Origin of the sequence: Streptomyces sp. NPDC008086 (assembly GCF_042957325.1) — a bacterium.
Classification (GTDB): Bacteria; Actinomycetota; Actinomycetes; order Streptomycetales; family Streptomycetaceae; genus Streptomyces.
In genome coordinates this window covers 418,440-439,912 of record NZ_JBIBIA010000008.1, presented here as the reverse complement: position 1 = coordinate 439,912, position 21,473 = coordinate 418,440, and the positions used below count along the sequence as shown (strand labels likewise).

At 70.6% G+C, this 21,473-nt stretch carries 19 protein-coding genes; 2 read left to right on the top strand and 17 right to left on the bottom strand.

The genetic code is table 11. The features are described from left to right. Nucleotides 1-18: 18 nt before the first annotated feature. The 13 genes from ACFZBP_RS29425 to ACFZBP_RS29365 all read right to left on the bottom strand — a co-directional run bounded on the left by ACFZBP_RS29425 (nucleotide 19) and on the right by ACFZBP_RS29365 (nucleotide 16,005). Nucleotides 19-1,332, bottom strand: coding sequence for a polysaccharide lyase family 1 protein (locus ACFZBP_RS29425; protein WP_391417453.1), 1,314 nt, complete (start codon nucleotides 1,330-1,332; stop codon nucleotides 19-21). Between the two features lie 31 nt (nucleotides 1,333-1,363). After that, nucleotides 1,364-2,164, bottom strand: coding sequence for a GDSL-type esterase/lipase family protein (locus ACFZBP_RS29420; protein WP_391417451.1), 801 nt, complete (start codon nucleotides 2,162-2,164; stop codon nucleotides 1,364-1,366). 174 nt (nucleotides 2,165-2,338) lie between these two features. After that, nucleotides 2,339-3,691 carry an extracellular solute-binding protein gene (locus ACFZBP_RS29415; protein ID WP_391417449.1) on the bottom strand — a complete coding sequence of 451 codons (1,353 nt, stop codon included), beginning with the start codon at nucleotides 3,689-3,691 and terminating at the stop codon, nucleotides 2,339-2,341. A gap of 66 nt (nucleotides 3,692-3,757) precedes the next feature. Continuing rightward, nucleotides 3,758-5,746, bottom strand: coding sequence for a pectinesterase family protein (locus ACFZBP_RS29410; protein WP_391417447.1), 1,989 nt, complete (start codon nucleotides 5,744-5,746; stop codon nucleotides 3,758-3,760). A 51-nt stretch (nucleotides 5,747-5,797) separates the two neighbouring features. Next, nucleotides 5,798-7,309 (bottom strand): family 43 glycosylhydrolase, encoded by a 1,512-nt coding sequence (locus ACFZBP_RS29405; RefSeq protein ID WP_391417445.1) that lies wholly within the window; start codon nucleotides 7,307-7,309, stop codon nucleotides 5,798-5,800. After that, complete coding sequence (locus tag ACFZBP_RS29400) at nucleotides 7,306-8,151, bottom strand: DUF6807 family protein (protein ID WP_391417443.1); 846 nt, start codon at nucleotides 8,149-8,151, stop codon at nucleotides 7,306-7,308. The genes ACFZBP_RS29405 and ACFZBP_RS29400 overlap by 4 nt, the downstream gene beginning before the upstream one ends. Continuing rightward, a complete protein-coding gene (locus ACFZBP_RS29395) occupies nucleotides 8,151-9,308 on the bottom strand; it encodes a Gfo/Idh/MocA family oxidoreductase (protein WP_391417441.1) in 1,158 nt (385 codons plus the stop codon). Before ACFZBP_RS29395 ends, ACFZBP_RS29400 begins: the two co-directional genes overlap by 1 nt. Next, nucleotides 9,305-10,696, bottom strand: coding sequence for a polysaccharide lyase family 1 protein (locus ACFZBP_RS29390; protein ID WP_391417439.1), 1,392 nt, complete (start codon nucleotides 10,694-10,696; stop codon nucleotides 9,305-9,307). Before ACFZBP_RS29390 ends, ACFZBP_RS29395 begins: the two co-directional genes overlap by 4 nt. Beyond that, complete coding sequence (locus ACFZBP_RS29385) at nucleotides 10,693-11,589, bottom strand: ABC transporter permease subunit (protein WP_391417437.1); 897 nt, start codon at nucleotides 11,587-11,589, stop codon at nucleotides 10,693-10,695. The genes ACFZBP_RS29390 and ACFZBP_RS29385 overlap by 4 nt, the downstream gene beginning before the upstream one ends. Then, entirely contained in the window at nucleotides 11,586-12,521 is a 936-nt protein-coding gene (locus tag ACFZBP_RS29380) for a carbohydrate ABC transporter permease (RefSeq protein ID WP_062719244.1), read from the bottom strand. The genes ACFZBP_RS29385 and ACFZBP_RS29380 overlap by 4 nt, the downstream gene beginning before the upstream one ends. Before the next feature lie 174 nt (nucleotides 12,522-12,695). Further along, nucleotides 12,696-14,432 carry an L-arabinonate dehydratase gene (araD, locus tag ACFZBP_RS29375; protein WP_391417435.1) on the bottom strand — a complete coding sequence of 579 codons (1,737 nt, stop codon included), beginning with the start codon at nucleotides 14,430-14,432 and terminating at the stop codon, nucleotides 12,696-12,698. Beyond that, the gene (locus ACFZBP_RS29370; RefSeq protein WP_383445310.1) at nucleotides 14,429-15,340 is read right to left on the bottom strand and encodes a dihydrodipicolinate synthase family protein; all 912 of its coding nucleotides are present in this window, start codon (nucleotides 15,338-15,340) and stop codon (nucleotides 14,429-14,431) included. The genes araD and ACFZBP_RS29370 overlap by 4 nt, the downstream gene beginning before the upstream one ends. Next, nucleotides 15,337-16,005 carry an FCD domain-containing protein gene (locus ACFZBP_RS29365; protein WP_391417432.1) on the bottom strand — a complete coding sequence of 223 codons (669 nt, stop codon included), beginning with the start codon at nucleotides 16,003-16,005 and terminating at the stop codon, nucleotides 15,337-15,339. The genes ACFZBP_RS29370 and ACFZBP_RS29365 overlap by 4 nt, the downstream gene beginning before the upstream one ends. Nucleotides 16,006-16,197: 192 nt before the next feature. On the opposite strand from ACFZBP_RS29365, the gene ACFZBP_RS29360 reads away from it, so the two are divergent. Further along, nucleotides 16,198-16,854, top strand: coding sequence for a hypothetical protein (locus ACFZBP_RS29360; RefSeq protein ID WP_391417430.1), 657 nt, complete (start codon nucleotides 16,198-16,200; stop codon nucleotides 16,852-16,854). 1 nt (nucleotide 16,855) lies between these two features. Here the strand turns inward: ACFZBP_RS29360 and ACFZBP_RS29355 are convergent, their stop codons facing one another. Both ACFZBP_RS29355 and ACFZBP_RS29350 read right to left on the bottom strand, forming a co-directional pair. After that, nucleotides 16,856-17,452, bottom strand: coding sequence for a TIGR03086 family metal-binding protein (locus ACFZBP_RS29355; protein ID WP_391417428.1), 597 nt, complete (start codon nucleotides 17,450-17,452; stop codon nucleotides 16,856-16,858). Nucleotides 17,453-17,761: 309 nt separating this feature from the next. Then, nucleotides 17,762-17,920 (bottom strand): hypothetical protein, encoded by a 159-nt coding sequence (locus ACFZBP_RS29350; protein WP_391417426.1) that lies wholly within the window; start codon nucleotides 17,918-17,920, stop codon nucleotides 17,762-17,764. Nucleotides 17,921-18,164: 244 nt separating this feature from the next. Here ACFZBP_RS29350 and ACFZBP_RS29345 point away from each other — a divergent pair, with 244 nt between their 5' ends. Beyond that, on the top strand, nucleotides 18,165-19,403 hold the full coding sequence (locus tag ACFZBP_RS29345) for an MFS transporter (RefSeq protein WP_391417424.1): 1,239 nt from the start codon (nucleotides 18,165-18,167) through the stop codon (nucleotides 19,401-19,403). On the opposite strand, the gene ACFZBP_RS29340 is transcribed toward ACFZBP_RS29345, so the two are convergent. After that, the gene (locus tag ACFZBP_RS29340) at nucleotides 19,340-20,503 is read right to left on the bottom strand and encodes a hypothetical protein (protein ID WP_391417422.1); all 1,164 of its coding nucleotides are present in this window, start codon (nucleotides 20,501-20,503) and stop codon (nucleotides 19,340-19,342) included. The two genes, ACFZBP_RS29345 and ACFZBP_RS29340, sit on opposite strands and share 64 nt — an antisense overlap. Beyond that, nucleotides 20,500-21,453, bottom strand: coding sequence for a 5-dehydro-4-deoxyglucarate dehydratase (locus ACFZBP_RS29335; RefSeq protein ID WP_391417420.1), 954 nt, complete (start codon nucleotides 21,451-21,453; stop codon nucleotides 20,500-20,502). Before ACFZBP_RS29335 ends, ACFZBP_RS29340 begins: the two co-directional genes overlap by 4 nt. Nucleotides 21,454-21,473 lie beyond the last annotated feature (20 nt).

Below are 21,473 nucleotides of genomic sequence, written 5' to 3'. Positions count from 1 at the left end.
CGGCCCGGCTGGGGTGGGTCAGTGCAGGCGGCCGGCGCCCGCGCAGCGGTTGAGGATCCCGGGCAGCGCCTTGGGGTTGTCGACCTTGGTCCGCAGGGTCGGCTTCCAACCGGCGCCGGACTGGAGGGTCTCCTCCGGGATCTCGGCGTTGTGGACGGCGATGAGGTCCGTCAGCCTGCCGTTGACGTAGTTGTTCTCGGCCGTCAGCGGCGACTCGTTCCACTTCTTCAGGACCTTGCCGACGCTCGCGCCGGCCGGCAGCGAGATGGCGTTGTCGCTGGCGTGGAGCTGCGAGGAGATGCCGACGCCGAAGACGTAGTAGTCGTCCTTCTGTTCCTCGGTGACCACGTAGTGGTTGTTGTAGACGTCGACCTGGCCGAACCGCACGCGCGGGGAGCGCTGGAGGATGCCCTCGAAGCGGTTGTGGTGCATGGTGACCTTGAGCTTGCCGCCGTCGGTGGAGGCGAGGCCGTCGCCGTTGCCGATCAGCATGTTCTTGTCGTGGTCCTGGAAGCGGTTCCAGGAGACGGTCACGTAGTTGGAGCCGCGCACGATGTCGGTGAGCCCGTCGTGCTGCTGGAAGACCTTGCCGAAGTAGACCGGGCGCTCGCTGTCGGGGTAGCGCCCGTCGGTGAACGTGTTGTGGTCGAGCCACACGTGATCCGTGCCGTAGACGACGACGGCGTCGTACTCGGAGTTCCAGTTGCCGGTCTTGTTGTCGTCGGTCGGGTCCCACTTGGGGAAGCAGTCGAGCGGGGCCTCGATGGTGAGGTTGCGCATGATGACGTTCGAGACGCCCTTGATCTGGAGGCTGCCGCCGAGGATGCCGGAGTTCTGGCCGACGCCGACGATGGTGGTGTTGCTGGGGACGTTGGCCTTGATCTCGGTGTCCTGCTTGGCCGCGGAGGCGACCCGGGCGTCCTCCTGCGGGCCGCTGGCGACCTCGTCGTTGCCCCAGACGGCCGGGTCGTAGTCCTTGAGGTACTGCTGGAGGTCGTAGCCGTCGGTGACGAAGGCCTCGCAGCCCTCCGAGACGGCGTCGATCATGCCCTTGACCTTGATGATCTTCGGCGCGTCACCGCCCGCCTTCAGCGCGGCCTTGAACTCCGCCCAGGTCGTGACGGTGTACACGTGCTCGGCGTCGGCGGCCGACCCGCCGGTCGTCCCGGCGCCCTGCGACCCCCAGCCGTCGTTCGCGCCCAGCACCTGCCGGCCGAGCTCGCGGGGACCCGCCTCGGCGCTGGTGCCGGTGAGAGCGAGAACGAGCGCGGTGCAGCCGATCAGCACAGCGGCCTTAGTTGTGGCATGCCCATGCCATACATGTGCGTTCATTGTGCGGCTCTCTTTTCTACGGTCGGGGTGGTTACGCGGCGGCCTGCGGCCAGGTGATCCAGGACTCCGGGATGTCCTCGCCGAGCCGGCGCACGTCCTGCGGGGCGAGCACACCCGTCCGCAGCAGCTCCCGTGCCACGAGACGCGCCACGGCGATGGCGCCCGGCGGATTGAAGTGTGTGTTGTCCTGCTCCGTCGCCGTCCAGTTGAAGTACGTCTTCGTCCCCTCGACCCCGATCCGCTGCCACAGCGCGAGGGACAGGGCCTGGACGTCGAGCAGCGTGACCCGCTCCTCCCGGGCCAGCGCACGCATCGCCGCCGGATAGTCGCCGTGCGTCGGCACGGCGTTGCCGCCGGCGTCGAACTTCCGCCGCTCCACAGCGGTGGCCAGCACCGGCCGCGCCCCACGAGCCCGAGCGCCCTCGATGTACAGCCGCAGATAGTCCTGGTACGTCGTCCAGGGCTCGGTGTACCGGGTCGGATCGGCGACCTTCTCGTCGTTGTGCGCGAACTGGATGAGCAGGAGGTCTCCGGGCTTGATGGCCTGGAGAACGACGTCGAGTCGGGCTTCGTCGACAAAGCTCTTCGAACTGCGCCCGTTCACCGCGTGATTGGAGACGAGCAGGTCCTTGCGCAAGAAGAAGGGGAGCGCCATGCCCCACCCGGTCTCCGGGGCGGCGTCGGCGTATTTCTGGGCGGCGGTGGAGTCGCCGGCGATGTAGAGAGTTCGGCTGCGACGGCGCTGCGCTGCTTGGGCGGTACCGGTGACCGCGAGCGCGAGCGGGGCGGCGGCGAGGGCCGCCAGGGTTGCCTGTCTACGGGTGAGCGACACAGAGGTGCCTTTCTCGACAGAGCCACTGGGGTAGGTCCGTTCGGCGGTGCCTTCCAACGCGGGGTGCGGCAGCGCCCCAGGGGCGCGGGGCTGCATCGATTTGCGGCTCCGCCGCGTGGGCGCGACCAGCCGCCACGAACCCGCGGCCGGCCACGCAGCGAAGCGACCGGCCTCTCAGCCGTTCCTTTCCTTCCACTCGGCCTGAGCCTCGTTCAGCTGACCGGCCATCGTGTCCAGAAACTCCTTGGCGCTCATGTCCCCGTTCAGCACCTTCTGGAAGTTCGGCTCGTTGTCGGCCTTGGAGATGGTGTTCCAGTCAGGCAGGTAGTACGGCAGCTGCACAATCGTCGTCGACCCGTCGGTCAACGCCGCCGCAGCCAGCTTCGTCGGCTCGGCCTTCGAGATCCACGCGTCCTTGGCCGCGTCATTGTTCGACGGCACCTGCCCCGCCGCCTCGTTGAACTTCGAGTTCTCCGCCTTCGACGTGGCGAACTCGATGAACTTCCAGGCGGCTTCCTTGTTCTTGGAACTCTTGAACAGCCCCATCCCGTCCACGGGGTTGGACACCTGGACCCGCTTACCGGAGGAGCCGACCGGCTGCGGAATACCCCGGAACTTGTCCGTCCCGAGCGCCTTCACATGGTCCTGGTACGACCCCAGGTTGTGGTTCAGCATCCCGATCGTGCCGGAATCCCACTGGGCGACCATCTTGGTGAAGTCGTTGTTGAGGTCGGCGGCCGGAGTGACCTTCTTGTAGAGCGCGGCGTACTTCTCCAGCGCGGCCACGTTCTTCGGGTCGTTGACGGTCGTCTTCTCCCCGCTGGAATCCCAGAAGGAGGTGATTCCGGACTGCCCGTACATCGCGTCCAGCGCCTGCGCGATGGAACCGGAGCCACCCCGGATGGTGTAACCGAACTCGTTCTTGCCGGAGTTGGTGAGCTTCTCCGCGGCCGTGTAGAAGTTGTCCCACGTGGTCGGCTCCGCCAGCCCGGCCTTCTTGAACAGGTCGGTGCGGTAGTACAGCACCCCGTTGTTCGCGGAGGTCGGAATCGAGTACAGCTTGTCGTCGCCGCCGCCCGCGGCCTTCAGCGAGGTGACCATGTCCTCGTTGAGCTTGCCGTTCAGGGAGGACTTGGCGAGCCGGTCGTCCAGCGGCTCCAGCGCGTTCTGCGCGGCGAACCCGGCCAGCATGGCCGCGCCGACACCGCCGACGTCGGGCAGGCCGCCGCCCTGGATGGCGGTGTCCACCTTGGACTGGTAGTCGGTGGACGGGATCCCGACGTACTCGACCTTGATGTCCGGGTTCGCCTTCTCGAAGTCGGCGATGATCTCCTTCCAGCTGTCGGTGCGGACGCCGCCGTTGTTGTCCCAGAAGACGATCTCTCCCTTGCCGCTGCCCTCGGCGCCGCTGTCGCCGCCCCCGCCGCCGCTGCCGTCGTCACCGCAGGCGGTGGCGGTCAGGGCGAGGACGGACCCCAGAGCGACGGCCACGGCGGCGCGCCTGCTTCTGCGAATGCTGCTCTTCATTGCTCGGCTCTCTTCGTCTGGATCAAGCACTTCTGGATCGAGTGGAGATATGCGGTTGTGGGGGTCTCAGTGGCGCGCGTACGGCGCCCAGCCGTCCGTGCCCCGGAGGTAGTCGGCGACGGTGTGCGTCCGCGCGTCGGCGGCGCTCATCTGCGGCCGGTCCGCGGTGACGGCCGCCCCCGGCCCGAAGTTCCGGTACTCCGCGAACCGCGCGTCCTTCCACGAGAACCCGCTCATGTCGGTCCACGGGGAGGACTTGATCGCGGCGGGCAGTTCGGTCTCGCGGATCAGCACCTGCGCGACCGCCGCCGGCTCACCGCCCGGGTGCCAGGGCCGCCCGAGGTGGTAGGTCCCGTCCGGGGCGTCGCTCACGATCCTCGACCGGGTGATCAGGAAGCCGTACGGGTTGCCGGTCCAGGTCGAGGCGGCCGTGATGTACCCGTTGTTGGTGTCCGAGCCCCGGCTCAGCGCCCGGATGACGGACCGCTCCACCACGGTGGTCGCCCGCCCGTACACGAAGTCGACGTCGCCCTCGATGTACGAGTCCCGGATGTAGACCCGGTTGATGACGTCCAGCTTGGGGCTGTCGGTCATGAGCGTGTCCTGGTTGCCCAGGAAGGCGGTGTTCTCGAAGACGATCCGGTCGCCCGTCGTCTTCATGGCGAGGGCCTGCTCACCGTTCAGCTCGACCGCGGCCTCGTCGAAGTCGTTGCTGAAGGTGAGGTTGCGTGCGGTGACGTCGTGCGCGGCGATGCGGACCGTCGCGCTGCCCGTCGAGCCGCCGAACGCGGCGGGCGTGTCGAAGACGATGACGGTGTCGGAGCGGTCCCGTCCGGTCCCCAGCAGCACGATGTTCGGCTTGCTTGCCGGGATGAACACCTTCTCGCGGTACGTCCCCGGCGCGACGGCGATCGTCACCGGCACGGCGTTCCGGTCGGGCACGGCGTCCACGGCCGCCTGCACGGTCGGGTGGTCGGCCGGGACGTGCAGGGTCGTGCCGATCCGCCGCTGCGGTCCGGAGAACTTCTTCACCAGCGCGGGTACGGCGGCCGCCGGGTCGAGGCGGTAGTCGTAGAAGTCACGCGGGTCGAAGGCCCTCCCCCACTCGTCCTGCCGTCCGCTGACGTTCCTCAGGATCGAGCCGCGCTGCACCAACTCCGCCGTGGCGTCGGCCTGGTAGGGGTGCTGGACGCCGTCGTAGTAGCCGTTCTCGATGACCATCCGGGTCCTGCCGCGCGACCAGTTCCCGTACGTCCACGTCGGGTCGCCGTCGGCCACCTGCGCGGAGACGTAGTTGTTGTAGAGGTGGGCGTAGGCGCAGTTGTCGGCGGACGGGTTGCGCTGCTTGGTGCCCGTGAACCAGTTGTGGTCGATCGTGATCTCGGTCTGGACGTTCGTGGTCCAGCCGATCCCGAACGCCTTGTTGTGGTTCGTGAACTGGTTGTAGGAGACGGTGATGTACCGGCTGTCCTTGCGGATGTCGAGCAGCCCGTCGCCCATGTGCGTGAAGCGGTTGTGGTCGATCCAGACGTGGTCGACGGTGTCCATCTGGATGGCGTCGAAGTCGGTGGTCTTGCCGTCCCAGTCGCCCTCGACGTAGGAGTCGCGGATCGTCAGGTTGCGGATGATGACATTGCTGGTGCCGGGGTTGAGGTGCAGTTCGCCGTGGACGATCTCGCCGGTGTCGCCGACGCCGACGATGGTCTTGTCGGACGCCACCACGATGTCCGATCCGAAGGGTTCGACGTCGATCGAACCCGCCACGCGGATGATGTACGGCTCCCTCGCCCCGGCGTACTCGGCCAGCGAGGCCTGGTCCGTGACGGTGACGACCTTGCCTCCCGCCCCGCCGGTCGTGCCTCCGGCGAGGGAGGCGAAACCGTGCGGCCGGTCGCTCCAGCGGTCGGCGGAGACCGGGGTCGCCGTGCTCGGGCTCACGGCCTTCGCCTCGCCGATCGCCCCGAGGCTCAGCGCGGCGACCAGGCCGAGCACGGCGGCCAGGACCTTGCCTTGCCCCGGTCCGTGCAAGCGCTTGCTATCAAGGTGCTGCGTCATTGCGGCTCCCAACAGGCTTACGGGTCCCAACAGGCTTACGGGTCAGATGCGTTACAGGGGGTCGATCCTGAAGTGCGAGAAGGTTGCCGCGCCGGCGTGTCCCGGGCCGACGGGCGCGAGGGCGAACAGGCCGAGCAGGGCGCCGACCCAGCGCCACGGCGTGGCCGCGAAGACGGGACCGGACGGGACCAGCCCCTCCCCCACGTCGTGGAGGAACCGGCAGCGCGCCCCCGCCCCGATCTCGATCCGCAGCCGTGCGCGCCCCTCGGGAGCAGGCCGGGCGTGTGCGGCGTCCCGCTCCCGCTCCGCGACGCCCTCCGCGAACCGGTGCACCACCTGCACGTGTCCGTCCGTGCCCCGCTGGAGCCCGATCCAGCCGAACGCGTCCCCGAGCACCGCGAGCCCCGCCCGCGCTCCCGGCTCCTCGCTGTCCAGCCGTAGCTCCACCTCGACGGCGCAGGGCGTGCCCGGCAGTCGCTGGGTGAGGATGTTCGACAGTCTCCGCAGGTCATGGGCGTCGGCCGAGCGGACGCAGGTCAGCTTGAGCCCGTCGCCTGAGTGCTGGGTGGCCCAGCCGTCCCGCGGGGTGGCGGTCCAGGACCACTGGCGGCCGAAGCGTCCGCCGGGGAAGTCGTCGTCGGTGGCGGGCGCGGCGGGCGGCTGCGGCGGCAGGTCGGGCCTGCGGTGTACGGCGACGGGGGCGCCGTCGTCGCCGAGCACCGGCCAGCCGTCGGCGCCCCAGTTCATCGGCTGGAGGTGGACGACACGGCCGTAGGCGCCGCGCTGCTGGAAGTGCAGGAACCAGTCCTCACCGGACGGGGTGCGCACCCAGCCGCCCTGGTGCGGCCCGTTGACGTCGGTGTCCTTCTGTTCGAGGACGATCCGCTCCTCGTACGGCCCGAAGAACTCGCGGGAGCGGAAGGCGCCCTGCCAGCCGGTCTCCACTCCCCCGGCGGGCGCGAGGATCCAGAACCAGCCGTCGTGCTGGTAGAGCTTGGGGCCTTCGAGGGTGAACCAGCCGGGGATCCGGTCGCCGTCGACGATCAGCTTGCCCTCGTCGAGGAGTTCGGTGCCGTCGGGGCGCATACGGTGGCCGGTGAGGCGGTTCTTGACGCCGGACCGGGACTTGGCCCAGGCGTGCACGAGGTAGGCCTCGCCGGTCTCGTCGTCCCACAGGGGGCAGGGGTCGATGAGGCCCTTGCCGGCCTTGACCAGGTGCGGGCGGGTCCAGGGGCCGCGGATCTCGGGGGCGTTGACCTGGAAGATGCCCTGGTCGGGGTCGCCCCAGAAGATCCAGAACCGGTCGTCGTGGTGGCGGAGGGAGGGGGCCCACACGCCGCAGTCGTGCCGTGGGACCGCGAACTCCTCGGCCGGTTCCGGGTGGTCGACTGCGTGGCCCACCAGGGTCCAGTTGACCAGGTCCCGGGAGTGCAGCAGGGGCAGGCCCGGGGCGCGGCCGAAGCTGGAGGCGGTGAGGTAGAAGTCGTCGCCGACGCGGAGGACGTCCGGGTCGGACCAGTCGGCGTTCAGGACGGGGTTGGTGTACGTCGTCCCGGCGGTCACGGGCTCACCGCCTTGCGGACCAGGGAGGCCGCTTCGAGCCGGCTGATCCTGCCGTCGGCGACGACGGTGACGATCCGGCGTACGGCGGTCTCGCCGGCCGGGATCGGCAGCCGTTCCTCGGAGGCGAGGGAGGAGCCGACGCCGGGGTACTCCTCGGCGCGCACGAACCACGGGTCCCGGCGGGTCTGCTCGGTGGCCCCGGCGAAGATCAGGGTCCAGGTGGAGCCGGTGAGCGCCACCCAGGGGGCGCGGGTGCCGTGGATCTCCCGCTCTCCCTCCCGGTCGAGGGTGAACACGTCCGGTGCCGAGTCCTCCTTGCGGGCCCGCCAGAAGAAGCCGCCGTACGCCGCGCCGGGGCGGCCGTTGGTGGCGGGGCTGCCGATGGACAGCGGGCCGGAGGTGACGTTGGTCAGGGAGAAGGTGAAGTCCAACGCCCAGGCGGAGTCGGTGAGTTCGGTGGCCGCGACCGTACGGCGCTCGCGCAGCAGCTCGGCTCCGGCGGCCACCCAGCGCAGTTCCTCGACGAAGCCGTCGGGGTCGCGCAGCTGGAAGGCGGTGTGCCGCTGGGCGCCGTGGTTGTCCAGTTCGGTCGGGCCCTGGTCGCGGACGTAGGTGCGTCCGCCCCAGAAGTTGGACCCCTCGACGTCGGGAACCGCGACACCGACGCCGAGGTGGTGTATGTGGTCGGCGGGGCTGAGCTCGGTGACCGCCGTGCCGGCCAGGGTGGTGACGGGGTGCAGGTAGGGGCGGGGGGCGAGCCGGGGCGGCAGTTCGGGCCGGGTGACGTACCGGCCGACGGGGCGGCCCGCGACGCGCAGCACCGCGGTGTCGTGGGGGGTCATCAGGTGCTCACCTCTTTCGTTCTCGCCGGCGGCGCCCAGGCGGCGCCCAGCTCGGAGTAGAGGGCGAGGGTGTCGGCGGCGGCCGCGACCAGGCCGTCGATGCCGGGCACGACCCGGCGCTGCTCGTCGGGGAGCAGGTGCCAGGTGCCGTCCGGCAGCGGGGTCGGGTCGGGGGCCAGCCGGATCGCCTCGACGACCTTCATGAAGGCGCCGGTCGCGTCGGGCGCGGCCAGCAGGGGGGTGCCGTCGGTCAGGTGCTCGACGAGGTTCTCCAGCAGGTCCGTGCGGTCGTACTCGAACTCCTCGGGGCCGTGGCCGGCGCGCTGGAGCAGGACGCGGTCCTGCTTGTACCAGAAGGTGATCCGGCCGTGGTCGCCGTGGACGACGACGTACGGCTCGTCGGGGTCCTCGGCGCACAGGGTCGCGGCGACGACGACCTGGGGGCCGTGCGCGGTGGTGACGCGGACGCAGGAGGTGTCGTCGGACTCGATGTCGTTGGCGCGCAGCAGCTCGGTCTCGATGGCGGTGACGTCCTCGGCGCGCACCGTGCCGCCGAGCGCGAGGGCGGTGGCGACGGCGTGCGCGAGCGGGTTGGTCAGTACGCCGTCGATGACGTCGACGCCGTTCAGGCGCCGCTTGCCCGCCCAGGGCGCCCGCCGGTAGTACGCCTCGGCACGCGCCCAGGCACCGGCCCCGCCGATCCCGGCGATCTCGCCGATGGCGCCCTCGGCCATCAGTTCCCGGATCGCGGGCACCGCGCGCGAGCCCAGCGACTGGAAGCCGATCTGGCAGACGACTCCGGCCTCGGCGACCCCGTCCGCCATGCGCCGGAACTCGGCGTACGACGGGGCGGGCGGCTTCTCCAGCAGGATGTGCGCGCCCCTGCGGGCAGCCGTCAACGCCAGGTCGGTGTGGGTCGGGATCGGCGTGCAGATCACGGCGACGCTCGCCCCGGTGGAGTCGAGGAGCGCGCCGAAGTCGGCGGACTGCTCGGGTGTTCCCAGGCCGTCGGGGAGCTCGTCCGCGCCCACCGGGGTCAGCTCGCAGATCCCCGCGAGCCGGACGATCCCCTTGTCCTGGAGCCGGCGGATGTTGTCCAGGTGCCAGCGGCCGTGGCCGCGGGCTCCCGCGAGGACGACGGGTACGGCAGTGCTCATGGGATCCTCCCTGCGCCCGCGCCGCGTGCCACCTCACGGTCGGCCGTGGCGGCGCTGTCGATCTTTGTGTGCAGGGTAGGGGTCCAGCCGACGTCGGCCGTGAGATCACGCTCGCTGCCGGAGTTGTAGGCGTTGTAGATGGCCAGCAGGTCCACCGGATAGCCGTTGAAGAGGGTGCCGGACTGGTGGACGGCGGTGCCGTTCCAGCTCTTGACCAGGTCGGCGACCTCGATGTGGCCGGGCGTGTGGAAGGCGTTGTTCTCGGCGTAGAGGGCGGACTCGGTCGACACGCCGAGGGAGTAGCGGTAGTCGTGGGCGTCGGCCGGGACGACGTACCGGTTGTTGTAGAGGTGCACCTGCCCGAAGCGGACGCGCGGGGCGCGCTGGACGACGGAGTCGAACTCGTTGTGGTGCAGCGTGACCCGCAGCTTGCCCCGGTCCCCGGTCGCCGTGTCGCCGTTGCCGATGAGGATCGCCTTGTCGTGGTCGGCGAACCGGCTCCAGGAGACGGTGACCAGGTCGGAGGCGTTGGTGATGTCGAGCAGGCCGTCGTGACGGAGGTAGTTGCGGCCGAAGTGGGTGGGCTCGTTCTCGTCCGGGTGGCCCTTGTCGCTGAGGGTCACATGGTCGATCCACACATGGGTGGCGCCGCGCAGCCAGATGTTGTCGTAGGCCGTCTTCCAGTCGCCGAGGCCACCTGTGTTGGGCTGCCACACCGGGAAGCAGTCGTAGGCGTCCCGGAGTTCGAGGTTGCGGACGATGACATTGTCCGCGCCCTTGAGCTGGAGGCTCGCGCCTTTCAGTACGGCCTTGTCGCCAAGGCCCACGATGGTGGTGTTGGAGCCGACGGTCAGCTCGATCCGCTCGGCCTGCCGCGCCGCCGACGCCTGCCGCGCCTCCTCCTGCGGGCCGCTCGGCTTGGCGGAACCCCAGGTGCGGGGGTCGTAGGCCGCCAGGTAATTCTTCGTGTCGTAGCCGTCGGTGGCGTAGTCGGCGCAGTCCAGGTGGTCGCCGTGGTCGTCGGTGTTGGCGTCGATGGTGCCCGCGACCTGGATGATCTTCGGGGTGGCACTGCCCCCGTCGAGGGCGCGGACCAGCTCACTGCGGTTGCGTACGGTGAAGACATGGGCGGCGTCGGCGGTGGAACCCCCCGTGGTACCACCGTCGGCGGCGGCCCAGCCGTCGTTCTCCGGCAGGATTTCGCGGCTGTCGCTACGAGGGACGTCCGCGGCAGCGTCCCCAAGGGGGGCGGCGAACTGCGCGAACAGCCACGACGGCGCAGTGGACGCCCGACCACCGATCGCGGCACTTCCAGCGGCGCCGGCCTGAGCAGGGACGCAGAGCAGCCCGAACAAGGCTGTTGCCAAAGCTACTTGACGGAGCCTCATCCCTTCACCGCCCCCGCACTGAACCCGGTGATCAGCCACTTCTGAATGAAGGCGAACACAACCACCACCGGCACCGCGGCGATGATCCCGCCCGCGGCCAACGCCCCCAGATCCACACTGTCCGCCCCCATCAACGTGTTGAGGCCGACCGGGATCGTCTGCTTCTCCTGGTTGTTGAGGAACATCAGGGCGAACAGGAAGTGGTTCCAGGAGTGCACGAAGGCGAAGGACCCGACGGCGATCAGACCCGGCCGCAGCAGCGGCAGGACGACGATCCTGAACGCCGTCATCCGGTTGCAGCCGTCGACCCAGGCCGCCTCCTCCAGCGAATACGGCACGTTCTTGATGAAGTTGCTGATCAGGATCATCGACAGCGGCAGCTGGAACACCGTCTCGGCGATGATGACGCTGCCCAGCGAGTTGATCATCTGGAGCTCGGCGAAGATCTCGAACAGCGGCACCAGGAGCAGCGCGCCCGGCACGAACTGGGAGCACAGCAGGGCCAGCATGAACGCGCGCTTGATCTTGAAGTTGAAGCGCGCGAGGGCGTACCCGCCGGCCAGGGCGACGAGGGTCGTCATCAGCAGGGTGACGACGCCGACGAGGACGCTGTTCTGGAAGTACGTCCCGAAGCTCCGCTCCGTCCAGACCTTCTCGAAGTGGTCGAAGGTCATCGGCCAGGGCACGAGCGAGGTCGAGCCGGCCGGGCGCAGGGAGAACAGCAGGATCCAGTAGAAGGGGATGAGGGTGAAGACCAGGTAGATCGACAGCGGCAGGTAGATCTGCCAGCGCGGCACCTCGTCCCAGGAGCGGTTCCGCTTCTTCGCAAGCGGCGGTTCGGGGGCGACGCGCACGGGCGCGGGCGCGGCCTTGGTGGCTTCCTTCACGCTCACTTGTCCTCACCTCCGAACTTGCTCAGCCGCAGATAGACGATCGAGCAGAAGAGCAGAATCACGAACGCGACCGTGGTCAGGGCGGACGCGTAGCCGAAGTTGTGCGCGTCGACGCTGGTGTTGGCGATGTAGAGCGGCAGGGTGGTGGTGACTCCCGCCGGCCCGCCGCCGGTCAGCGTGTACAGCAGGTCGACGTTGTTGAACTCCCACACCGCGCGCAGCAGCGTGGACAGGACGATCGCGTCCTTCAGATGGGGCAGTGTGATGTGCCAGAACTGCTTGATCCGGCTGGCCCCGTCGACCTCGGCGGCCTCGTACAGGTCCTTCGAGACGGACTGGAGGTCGGCGAGGATGAGGATCGCGAAGAACGGCACGCCGCGCCACAGGTCGGCGACCACCGCCGCCGAGAACACCGTGGAGGTGTCCGACAGCCAGCTGGTGCCGTAGGAGCCGATGCCGACGTCGGCGAGGTAACGGGTGATGCCCGTCTGGGAGTTGTAGAGCAGCACCCAGATCGCGGAGGTCAGCACGCCGGAGACGGCCCACGGGGAGAAGACCAGGGCGCGTCCCAGCGCCCTGCCCGCGAAGGTCTGGTTCACGATCAGCGCCAGCGCGAGCCCGAACAGCAGTTGCAGCCCGACCTCGACGAACACCCACTTGGCGCTGAAGACCAGCGTGTCCCAGAACAGCGGGTCGTCGGTGAAGGCGTGGACGAAGTTGTCGAAGCCCGCGAAGCCGTTCCGCCACGGCTTGGTGGGGTTGTACTCCTGGAGGCTGTAGTAGAAGACGCTGATCACGGGGTAGGCGATGAAGCCCAGCATGAGCAGGGCGGCCGGGGCGATCAGCAGGTACGGGAGCCTGCGCGGCGTGGCGGAGGCACGGCGTCGCCGGGGTGGCGTGGGCGGTTTCGCCACGGCTGCGGCTTGGGCCATGACAGGGTCTCCGATCTCGGTACGTCGTGCGAGGTCGTTCAGGAAGCGCTTTCTCGATGTGCGGAGGTCGGCCCGGCCCCGGACACGCGGGACGGGGTGCCTCTGGCTGTGGTGCGGCGGCTGCGGGTGTGTTGTGTCGGTCGCGTAGTTCCCCGCGCTCCCGGGTGGGCCCGGTCAACCGGCGTAGGGGTCTGGGACCTTGCCTGCTCTTGCCAGGAACTCGAAGTCGCAGCCTGAGTCGGCCTGGGTGATCTGGTCGTTGTAGAGGGCGCCGTAGCCGCGTTCGTAGCGGGTGGGCGGAGGAGTCCACTGCGCCCTTCGGCGCTCCAACTCCTCGTCGCTCACGTTGAGTTGGAGGAGGCGGGACTCGACGTCAAGGGTGATCGAGTCCCCCGTCCGCACGAGGGCCAGGGGGCCGCCGATGTACGACTCGGGCGCCACATGGAGCACGCAGGTGCCGTAACTCGTGCCGCTCATCCGGGCGTCGGAGATCCGGACCATGTCCCGTACGCCCTGCTTGAGCAGATGGTCGGGCAGCGGCAGCATGCCGTACTCGGGCATGCCCGGGCCGCCCTTGGGGCCGGCGTTGCGCAGGACGAGCACGCTGTCGGCGGTGATGCCGAGGGACGGGTCGTTGATGGTCCGCTGCATCGACTTGTAGTCGTCGAAGACGACCGCCCGCCCGGTGTGCTTGAGCAGGTGCCGCTCGGCGGCGATGTGCTTGATGACGGCGCCGTCCGGACAGAGGTTGCCACGCAGGACCGCGACCCCGCCCTCGCGGGCGACCGGGTTGTCGCGGGTGCGGATGACGGCGTCGTTGTGGACGACGGCGCCTTCGAGCTGCCCGCCCAGGGTGCCGTTGACCGTGCGGCGGTCGAGGTGCAGCAGGTCGGTGATCCGCGAGAGGAAGGCGGGCAGACCGCCGGCGAAGTGGAAGTCCTCCATGAGGTACGTCTGTCCGCCGGGCCGGACGTTGGCCAGGACCGGGACCGTGCGGGCGATGCGGTCGAAGTCGTCGAGGGTGAGGCTGACGCCCGCGCGGCCGGCCATCGCGATCAGGTGGATGACCGCGTTGGTGGAGCCGCCGAGCCCGAGCACCGTGGTGACGGCGTCCTCGAAGGCGTCCCGGGTGAGGATCTCGGACGGCTTGAGCCCGGTCCAGGCGAGTTCCACGGCGCGGCGCCCGGAGGCGGCGGCCATCCGCTCGTGCCCGGAGTCGACGGCCGGGATCGAGGAGGCGCCCGGCAGTGTCATGCCGAGGGCCTCCGCCGCCGCGGTCATCGTGGAGGCGGTCCCCATGGTCATGCAGTGCCCGGGGGAGCGAGCCAACCCGCCCTGGAGTTCCCGCAGTTCGCAGTCGGTCAGGTTGCCCGCGCGGTGCTCGTCCCAGTACTTCCACATGTCGGTGCCGGAGCCGAGGGTCTCACCGCGCCAGTGGCCGGGCAGCATCGGCCCCGCGGGAGCGAAGATCGACGGTACGTCGGCCGAGGCGGCGCCCATGAGCAGCGCCGGGGTGGACTTGTCGCAGCCGCCGAGCAGGACCGCCGCGTCGATCGGGTACGACCGCAGCAGTTCCTCCGTCTCCATCGCGAGCAGGTTGCGATAGAGCATCGGGGTCGGCTTCTGGTACGTCTCCGAGAGCGTGGCGACCGGGAACTCGAGCGGGAAGCCCCCGGCCTGCCACACCCCCCGCTTGACCGCCTCGGCCCGCTCGCGCAGATGGACGTGGCAGGGGTTGATGTCGGACCAGGTGTTGAGGACGGCGATCACCGGGCGGCCCCGGTACTCCTCCGCCTCGTAGCCCAGCTGGCGCATCCGGGCGTTGTGCGACCAGGTGCGCAGCTGGCCCTCGGTGCCGTACCACTGGTGGCTGCGCAGTTCCTGCGGACTCATGCGCTTTTCATCGGTCATATCGACCACCCGGCGGCTATGGCGGCGACCTCGGCCCGCTCGTCCTCGGGCAGTTCCCGGCTGGGCGGGCGCACGTCCCGGCGGCACAGGCCCAGCGAGGCCAGGGCCTCCTTGACCACGGTGACGTTGTTCGCGGAGCCGTTCGCGGCGCGCAGTTCCTCGAAGCGGCGGATCTGCTCCCACACCTTCATGGCGGCCGGGTAGTCCCCGGATCGAAGCGCTTCGATCATGTTCAGCGAGACGGACGGGGCGACGTTCACGAGTCCGGAGGTGAAGCCGGTGGCGCCCGCGGAGAAGTAGGAGGGGGCGTAGGGCTCGGCGAGGCCGGCGACCCAGACGAAGCGTTCCAGGCCCGCGTCCCGTGCGAAGGCGGCGAACTTGGCGGCGTCCGGCACGGCGTACTTCACGCCGATGACGTTCGGGCAGTCGTCGGCGAGTTCGGCGAGGCGGGCGCCGCCGAGCTGGGCGTTGCGGATGTAGGGGACGACGCCGAGTTCGGGCACGGCGGCGGCGATGGCGCGGTGGTAGTCGACCCAGCCGTTCTGGGAGACGTACGGGTGGACGGGCTGGTGGACCATGACCATCTGGGCGCCGAGCTCGCGGGCGTGCCGGGCGGAGGCGATGGCGGTGGGCACGTCGTGGCCGACGCCGACGAGGAGGACGGCGTCACGGCCGCGGGTCTCCTCGACGGTCAGCTCGGTGACCAGGCGGCGCTCTTCGGGGCTGAGGGCGTAGAACTCGCCGGTGTTGCCGTTGGGGGTGAGGGTGGTGATGCCGCCGTCGAGCAGTCGACGCAGCAGGGCCCGGTGGGCGTCCTGGTCCACGTGGCCGTCCTCGGTGAACGGGGTCACCGGGATCGCCACCACGTCGGCCAGGGCCGTCCGCTGGGTCTCGAAAGTCGTGGTCATGCCGGACCGTCCTCTCCCTGGGCCTCGACCTCCGCGTCGAGGAAGGCCCGTTGCACGAACGAGGCGATGTGGGCGTGCAGGGCGCGCGCGGCGCCGTCCGCGTCGCCCTCCAGCGCGAGCCGCAGGATCTCCCGGTGCTCGCCGGCCTCCCGTTCCCAGGAGGGCGAGGCGGCCCAGGCGACGGCCGAGACGAGGGCGGCCTGGTCGCGGACCTCGTCGAGCATCCGGCCGAGCAGCGGGTTGCCGCAGGGCAGATAGAGGGCGCGGTGGAACTCCCGGTTGGCGAGGGAGCGTTCGGCGGTGTCGCCGGCCGCGTCGGCGCGGGTCAGCGCGTCCCGGGCGGCGTCGAGGGAGGCGCCCCGTCGCACGGCCCGCTTGAGCGCCTCGGGTTCGAGGAGCAGCCGGACGTCGTAGACCTCGCGCGCCATGTCCGCGTCCACCATGCGCACCGTGACGCCCTTGTACTGGCTCATCACGACAAGACCGGTCCCGGCCAGCGTCTTGAGCGCCTCGCGGACCGGGGTCTTCGACACCCCGAACTGCGCGGCGAGCTCGGTCTCCACCAGGGCCTGACCGGGCGTCAACTGTCCGGTGAGGATGCGGCGTTTGATCTCCTCCTGCACAAACTGCGTGCGCGAGGGGATCGGCGTGGGCACAGAGGTCATGCGCGCCTCTCGGATCTTCGCGGGATGGCTCTCGCGTATGGGATCTCACGTATCGCGTCTCATATATGACGTACGAAGTACGACGCGATGAAGGTAGGAGGGGGCGCATGTTTCGTCAATGCTTCTGACAAAGGAAGTTGGGGTTGCGCGGGCCTACGCTGCTCCCACAACACCCCAGGAGGGAAACAGCCGATGACGTTCGCACCGCTTCCCGGCCGACCGCAGGACCGGACATCGGCGTTCCGTCTGCAACTGGCCGCGCTGGCCCGGCTGATGAGTGTCGGCCTCCCCACCGGGGTGCCGTACGACCGGGAGTGGCAGGGGCAGGCACGGATGGCGTTCCGGCGGGCGCTGCGCGACGTCGACGCCCTCCCCGACCAGCTCTTCGAGCCCCTGCTGGACGCGGCCGTCCTCGATCCCGACCCCAGCCACAACCGGATGTTCGTGGAGGCCGCGGTGAGGGTGTTCGGCCGCCGCCGGGTGCAGACCGCGCTGATCGAGTATGTGCGGTCGGGAACCGACAGCGAGCGTGCCGGAGCGGCCCGCGCCTGGTACTGGGCGCAGGCACCGCTGAGATTCCGTGGCGGGCAGACGCGTGTGCCGACGCCCGAGAGCAAGGCCGAGTCCGACGCCGTGGCCGACCTCCGCGCCACCTGGCACGAGGCGACCCTGCGCGAGTTCGTGGCCAACGACGACCTCGACGTACGCCGCTGTATCCTCTCCGGGCTCCCCCTGAACCCGCGCCACTACCCCAGCGAGCTCCACGACCTGGTCGCACGGGCGGTACACATCGCGCGTACGCACCCCGACGAGTATCTGCGGCACCGGGTGGAGCATCAGGTCGGCTAGGTCAGCGTCGCTCGGGCCCCCAGCCCGGGTCCCGTCCGCTCAGGCCGATCGCCCGGTCGAGCAGGGGCGCGTCGGCGGGGACCGGCACCACGGGACCGAAGATCTGGCCTCGGCCGGGGTCGTCGACGGAGGCCAGGAGGAAGTCGTGCGAGGCCTGCAACGCGGCGGGGTCGGGGGTGTACTCCTGGCGGGTCGCGCGGGCCAGGTCCCAGCCGTGGATCACCAGCTCGTCCACGGCCACGGCGGCCGCCACCTCGCCCGGCAGGTCCACGCCGCCCGCACGGGTCATGCCGGTCCGGGCGCCGGGGTCGCGCCACGCTTCGGCCAGTTCGTCGAGCACCTTGGGCAGCTCCTCGCGCCAGCCCCGCCCGATGTCCGGCACGGCGGCTCCGGGGCTGGTGTCGGTCGTGACACCGAGGTCCTTGCGGGCGGCGTCACGGAAGGCGACCGTCAGGCCGAGCAGGTGCCCCAGGAGGTTGCGCACCGCCAGGTCCGGGCAGGGCGTGGACGCCGTGAGCTGGTCGTCGGCGACGCCGTCGGCGAGACGGGCGATGACACGCGTCTGCGGTCCGAGGTCGATGCTGCTCGTGTCGGTCATGGTCCGGCTCCTCACAGATGTGGTCCTGAAGGGTGGACCGACGGGGCCGGCGAAACTCATCGGTCAGCCGTACCCCCCGACCACGCCCCCGGCCCCGCCTCCCCCACCCGGGCCGGCCACCCTCGCCTCCACCCCCAGCAACTCCCTCGGCGTCTTCCCGCCCGCGAAGCACCACAGGGCGATCACCGGGCCGCAGAGGGCGCAGAGGGCGCAGAGGGCGCAGCCGGGGGGGCATCGATTCGGCTTCCGGAAACCCAGAACGGCCCGCCGGAGAACCCGACGGACCGTCACCGTACTTCCGGTCGGACGTCAGCCGACCGGCTCCACCGCAATGGCGGCCGATGACTCCGCGATCGTCGACTCGTCGGACTCCACGCCCTCTTCCCGCTGCTTCTTCAGAGCGAGTTCCCTGGCCGTCTTTTCCGAGAACAGCCTCATTTCAGCCTCGGTCCGGAGATCGAACACCATTGCCTCCTTCAAGCATTGTCGAGCCGCGGCTCCCTTGACCGCCGCGAGCGCCTCTTTGCCTGAACATTACCTTGTGATCCACCCCCGAGTCACGATCAAATTGCGGTCGCACACAGGGAATTGGGGCACTGTTCACCTCGCCGCACGCCCCCCGCGTGCCGCATCGGCCGGTGCGCGTGCGCTGCCACGACTAAGGCACTTCCCCCATCCGCACACCCCCGCCTTAGACCCACGATGGCGTGGCATGACGACCACCACCACCTGGGCACTCCCCCGCGTCCTGCGCGACCGCAACGCCGCCTTCTACCTCGCCGGAGTCGTGGTCTCCGGCTTCGGCACCTCGGCGTTGTGGCTGGTGTCCGGCGTATGGGTCAAGGACCTCACCGGCTCCGACGGCCTCGCCGCGCTGTGCATGCTCGCCATGTGGGCACCCACCCTGGCCGGCCCGGTCCTCGGCACGCTCGCCGACCGTACCCGCCGCAAACCCCTCCTGATCGGCGCGAACCTCCTCCTGGCCGCCCTCCTGCTCACCCTCTTCACCGTCGAGTCCCCCGACGGCCTCTGGCTCCTCTTCGCGGTCCTGTTCGTGTACGGCGCCGCGGGCGTCGTCCACGACGCGGCCGAGTCCGCCCTCGTCGCCGCCGCGGTCCCCGCCCCCCTGCTCGGCGACTTCAACGGGCTGCGCATCACGGCCTCCGAGGGCATGAAACTCCTCGCCCCGCCGGCCGGCGCCGGCGTCTACGCGGCGTACGGCGGCGCGAGCGTCGCCCTGCTCGACGCGGTGACGTTCGTGGTCGCGACCGGCCTGTACGCCTGCCTCCGGGTGCGCGAGAGCAGGCCCGAACCTGTGAAGGGCGGTCGGCGGGCCCAGACCGCCGAAGGGGCCCGCTTCCTCTGGACGCACCCCCGGCTGCGCCCCCTCGCCCTGGCCGGCGGCAGCACCATGCTCTGCGCCGGCCTCAACGGCGCGATGCTCTACGCCGTCATCGAGGGCCTTGGGCACGCCCCCGCGTACGCCGGTGTGCTGTACGCCGTCCAGGGCGCCGGGTCGGTGGCGATCGGGCTGCTCTCGGGGCCCGCGCTGCGCCGCCTGGGCGAGCTCCGTTTCGCCGCGTACGGCATCGCCCTGACGGCCGTCGCGGCGGGCCTGCGGGCGATCCCGTCCGACGCCGTGGCCCTGGCGTGCAGCGCGGCGAGCGGCGTGAGGCTGCCCTGTGTGTTGATCGCGGCGCTCACGGCCGTGCAGCGCGAGACACCGGACGCCCTGCTCGGCCGGACCGCCGCCACCGCCAACACGCTCGTCTTCACACCGAACGTCATCGGGCTGGCGGCGGGGGCGGCGCTGGTCGAACTGCTCGACATCCGGCTCGTGTCGCCCGTCCTCGGCGTGGTGTGGCTGGTGACGGCCGTACCGCTGCTTCAGAGCGCGGCGAGTCCCTCCCGTACCGCCACCAGGTCCCCGTCCGACGCCAACCCCGCGTGATAGAGCCGGATCTCCGTCGCGCCCAGCTCACGCGCGCGTGCCGCGTCCGACGCCAGGGTGGCCGGGCTGCCGCCCATCCCGGAGACCACACCGAGGTTGGCGGCGATGACCGCGCCCGCGCGACCCTGCTCGGCGAAGGGCGTCAGCAGGCCGGGGCCGCCCGCGCAGGGCACGACGACGCCGTCCGCCACGGAGAGGATGTGCTCGGGGTCGACGCCGGGGTTGGCGCCGACGTGGTAGGTCACCGGGTCGGCGTGCAGCAGCACCTGGAAGCCGTCGGGGGCGGCCTGGCGTACCGCGCGGACCGCGGTCTCCTGGAGCGTACGGGCGGTTTCGTCGCGCCACGCGCGCGTGGCCGCCGCGTTCGACTCGCCGAGCAGCTTCTCGACGCCGGCCCAGCCCTCGTCGGCGACGGTGCCCTGCCAGAGCGGTTCGAGGGCGGCGCGTACGGCGACCGCCAGTTCGTCGGCGTCCAGACCCTGGGCGCCGTAGCCCTCCTCGCAGGTCGGGCAGAAGCAGAGCGCCATCAGGTACATCCCGGCGTCGCCGAGCGGCACCCCGCCGGTCTTGTCGTGCGCGTGCAGATGCTGGAGGCCGTACCAGCCGAGGGACTCCAGCTCCGTGCCGCGCGCTCCGGGGCGTACGGCGGCCTCGGCGGCCAGTTCGACGAGGTACGCGCGCGTGGCGGGCTGTGCGATGCACGGGGCCCAGGGGTAGCGGTCGCCGTAGGCGTTGACGACCGAGGTGTCCGGATGCTCGGCGCCCAGGCGGGAGTTGTGGGCGAGGACCACCCAGGTGTGCACCTCCAGACCGGCGGCCGTGAGCGCGGCGGCCGCCTCGCCGAAGGCGTCGCCGGGCGCCCAGTCACCGGCCGGGTACGGGCGCAGGGCGTGGCGCTGCCACCGGTCGTCCGTCGGGTAGAGCACGGCGGCGTGTTCGGCGGTGACGATGCGGTGGCGCGGGTGGCGGGGGGTGAGGGCCCGGGTGGAGTGGTAGGCGGCGGCGAGCGTCACCTGCCGCACGCCGAGCGCGGCGATCCGGCCGGGCGCCTGCGGGTCTCCGTTGATGTCCCAGGGGTAGACGAATGTCGACGCCTTCACTTGGTGTCCTCCGGCTCCTTCTCCAGCAGCGCGTAGCCGCGCTCGATCACCTCGGCGAGCTGCTTCACATGATCCTCGCCCGGCTCGTGCAGCGGCGGCCGGACCTCCCCCACGTCCAGGCCGCGCATCCGTACACCGGCCTTGACCAGGGCTACGGCGTATCCGCGGCCCTGGGCGCGCAGTTCGACGAACGGGCGGTAGAAGCCGTCCAGGAGGCGGGTGACGGTGGTGTCGTCGCCCGCCTCCAGCGCCCGGTAGAAGGCGAGGGCGATCTCCGGGGCGAAGCAGAACACGGCGGAGGAGTAGAGGGTTACGCCGATCGCGCGGTAGGCGAGCTGGGTCTGTTCGGCGGTCGGCAGGCCGTTGAAGTACAGGAAGTCGCCGGGGACCTCGGAGCGTACGGCGCTGACGATCCGCTGCATCAGGTCCAGGTCGCCGAGGCCGTCCTTGAGGCCGATGACACCGTCCGTGCGGGCCAGCTCGACGACGGTGGCCGGGGTGAACACGGCGTTGTCGCGCTGGTAGACGATCACGGGCAGCGCGGTCGCCGCCGCGATCTCCCGGTAGTGCCGCAGCAGCCCCTCCTGCCCGGCGACGACGAGATACGGCGGCATGGCGAGCAGCCCGTCCGCCCCGGCCGCCTCGGCGAGCCGCGCGTACCGCACGGCGAGCGCGGTGCCGTATCCGGCGCCCGCGACGACCGGCACCCGTCCGTCCGCCGTCTCGACGGCCGCCCGTACGCACGCCTCGTACTCCTCGGGCGTCAGCGCGTGGAACTCCCCGGTGCCGCAGCAGGCGAACACGGCCGCGGCCCCCGCCTCGACGCCCCGGCGCACATGGGTCCGGTAGGTGTCGAGGTCGACCGTGCCGTCGGGGCCGTAGGCGGTGACGGGGAAGAACAGCGGCCCGCCGGGGACGCTGAGGCGTGCGGCGAGGGGGGCTGGCGTCACGGGCTCTCCCTGAACGAGAA

What these genes read in the sequence shown, in the direction of transcription:
- ACFZBP_RS29425 (WP_391417453.1), bottom strand. Translation starts at nt 1,332, where the DNA reads ATGAACGCACATGTATGGCATGGGCATGCCACAACTAAGGCCGCTGTG.
- ACFZBP_RS29415 (WP_391417449.1), bottom strand. Translation starts at nt 3,691, where the DNA reads ATGAAGAGCAGCATTCGCAGAAGCAGGCGCGCCGCCGTGGCCGTCGCT.
- ACFZBP_RS29410 (WP_391417447.1), bottom strand. Translation starts at nt 5,746, where the DNA reads ATGACGCAGCACCTTGATAGCAAGCGCTTGCACGGACCGGGGCAAGGC.
- ACFZBP_RS29400 (WP_391417443.1), bottom strand. Translation starts at nt 8,151, where the DNA reads ATGACCCCCCACGACACCGCGGTGCTGCGCGTCGCGGGCCGCCCCGTC.
- ACFZBP_RS29395 (WP_391417441.1), bottom strand. Translation starts at nt 9,308, where the DNA reads ATGAGCACTGCCGTACCCGTCGTCCTCGCGGGAGCCCGCGGCCACGGC.
- ACFZBP_RS29390 (WP_391417439.1), bottom strand. Translation starts at nt 10,696, where the DNA reads ATGAGGCTCCGTCAAGTAGCTTTGGCAACAGCCTTGTTCGGGCTGCTC.
- ACFZBP_RS29380 (WP_062719244.1), bottom strand. Translation starts at nt 12,521, where the DNA reads ATGGCCCAAGCCGCAGCCGTGGCGAAACCGCCCACGCCACCCCGGCGA.
- araD (WP_391417435.1), bottom strand. Translation starts at nt 14,432, where the DNA reads ATGACCGATGAAAAGCGCATGAGTCCGCAGGAACTGCGCAGCCACCAG.
- ACFZBP_RS29370 (WP_383445310.1), bottom strand. Translation starts at nt 15,340, where the DNA reads ATGACCACGACTTTCGAGACCCAGCGGACGGCCCTGGCCGACGTGGTG.
- ACFZBP_RS29365 (WP_391417432.1), bottom strand. Translation starts at nt 16,005, where the DNA reads ATGACCTCTGTGCCCACGCCGATCCCCTCGCGCACGCAGTTTGTGCAG.
- ACFZBP_RS29360 (WP_391417430.1), top strand. Translation starts at nt 16,198, where the DNA reads ATGACGTTCGCACCGCTTCCCGGCCGACCGCAGGACCGGACATCGGCG.
- ACFZBP_RS29355 (WP_391417428.1), bottom strand. Translation starts at nt 17,452, where the DNA reads ATGACCGACACGAGCAGCATCGACCTCGGACCGCAGACGCGTGTCATC.
- ACFZBP_RS29350 (WP_391417426.1), bottom strand. Translation starts at nt 17,920, where the DNA reads ATGGTGTTCGATCTCCGGACCGAGGCTGAAATGAGGCTGTTCTCGGAA.
- ACFZBP_RS29345 (WP_391417424.1), top strand. Translation starts at nt 18,165, where the DNA reads ATGACGACCACCACCACCTGGGCACTCCCCCGCGTCCTGCGCGACCGC.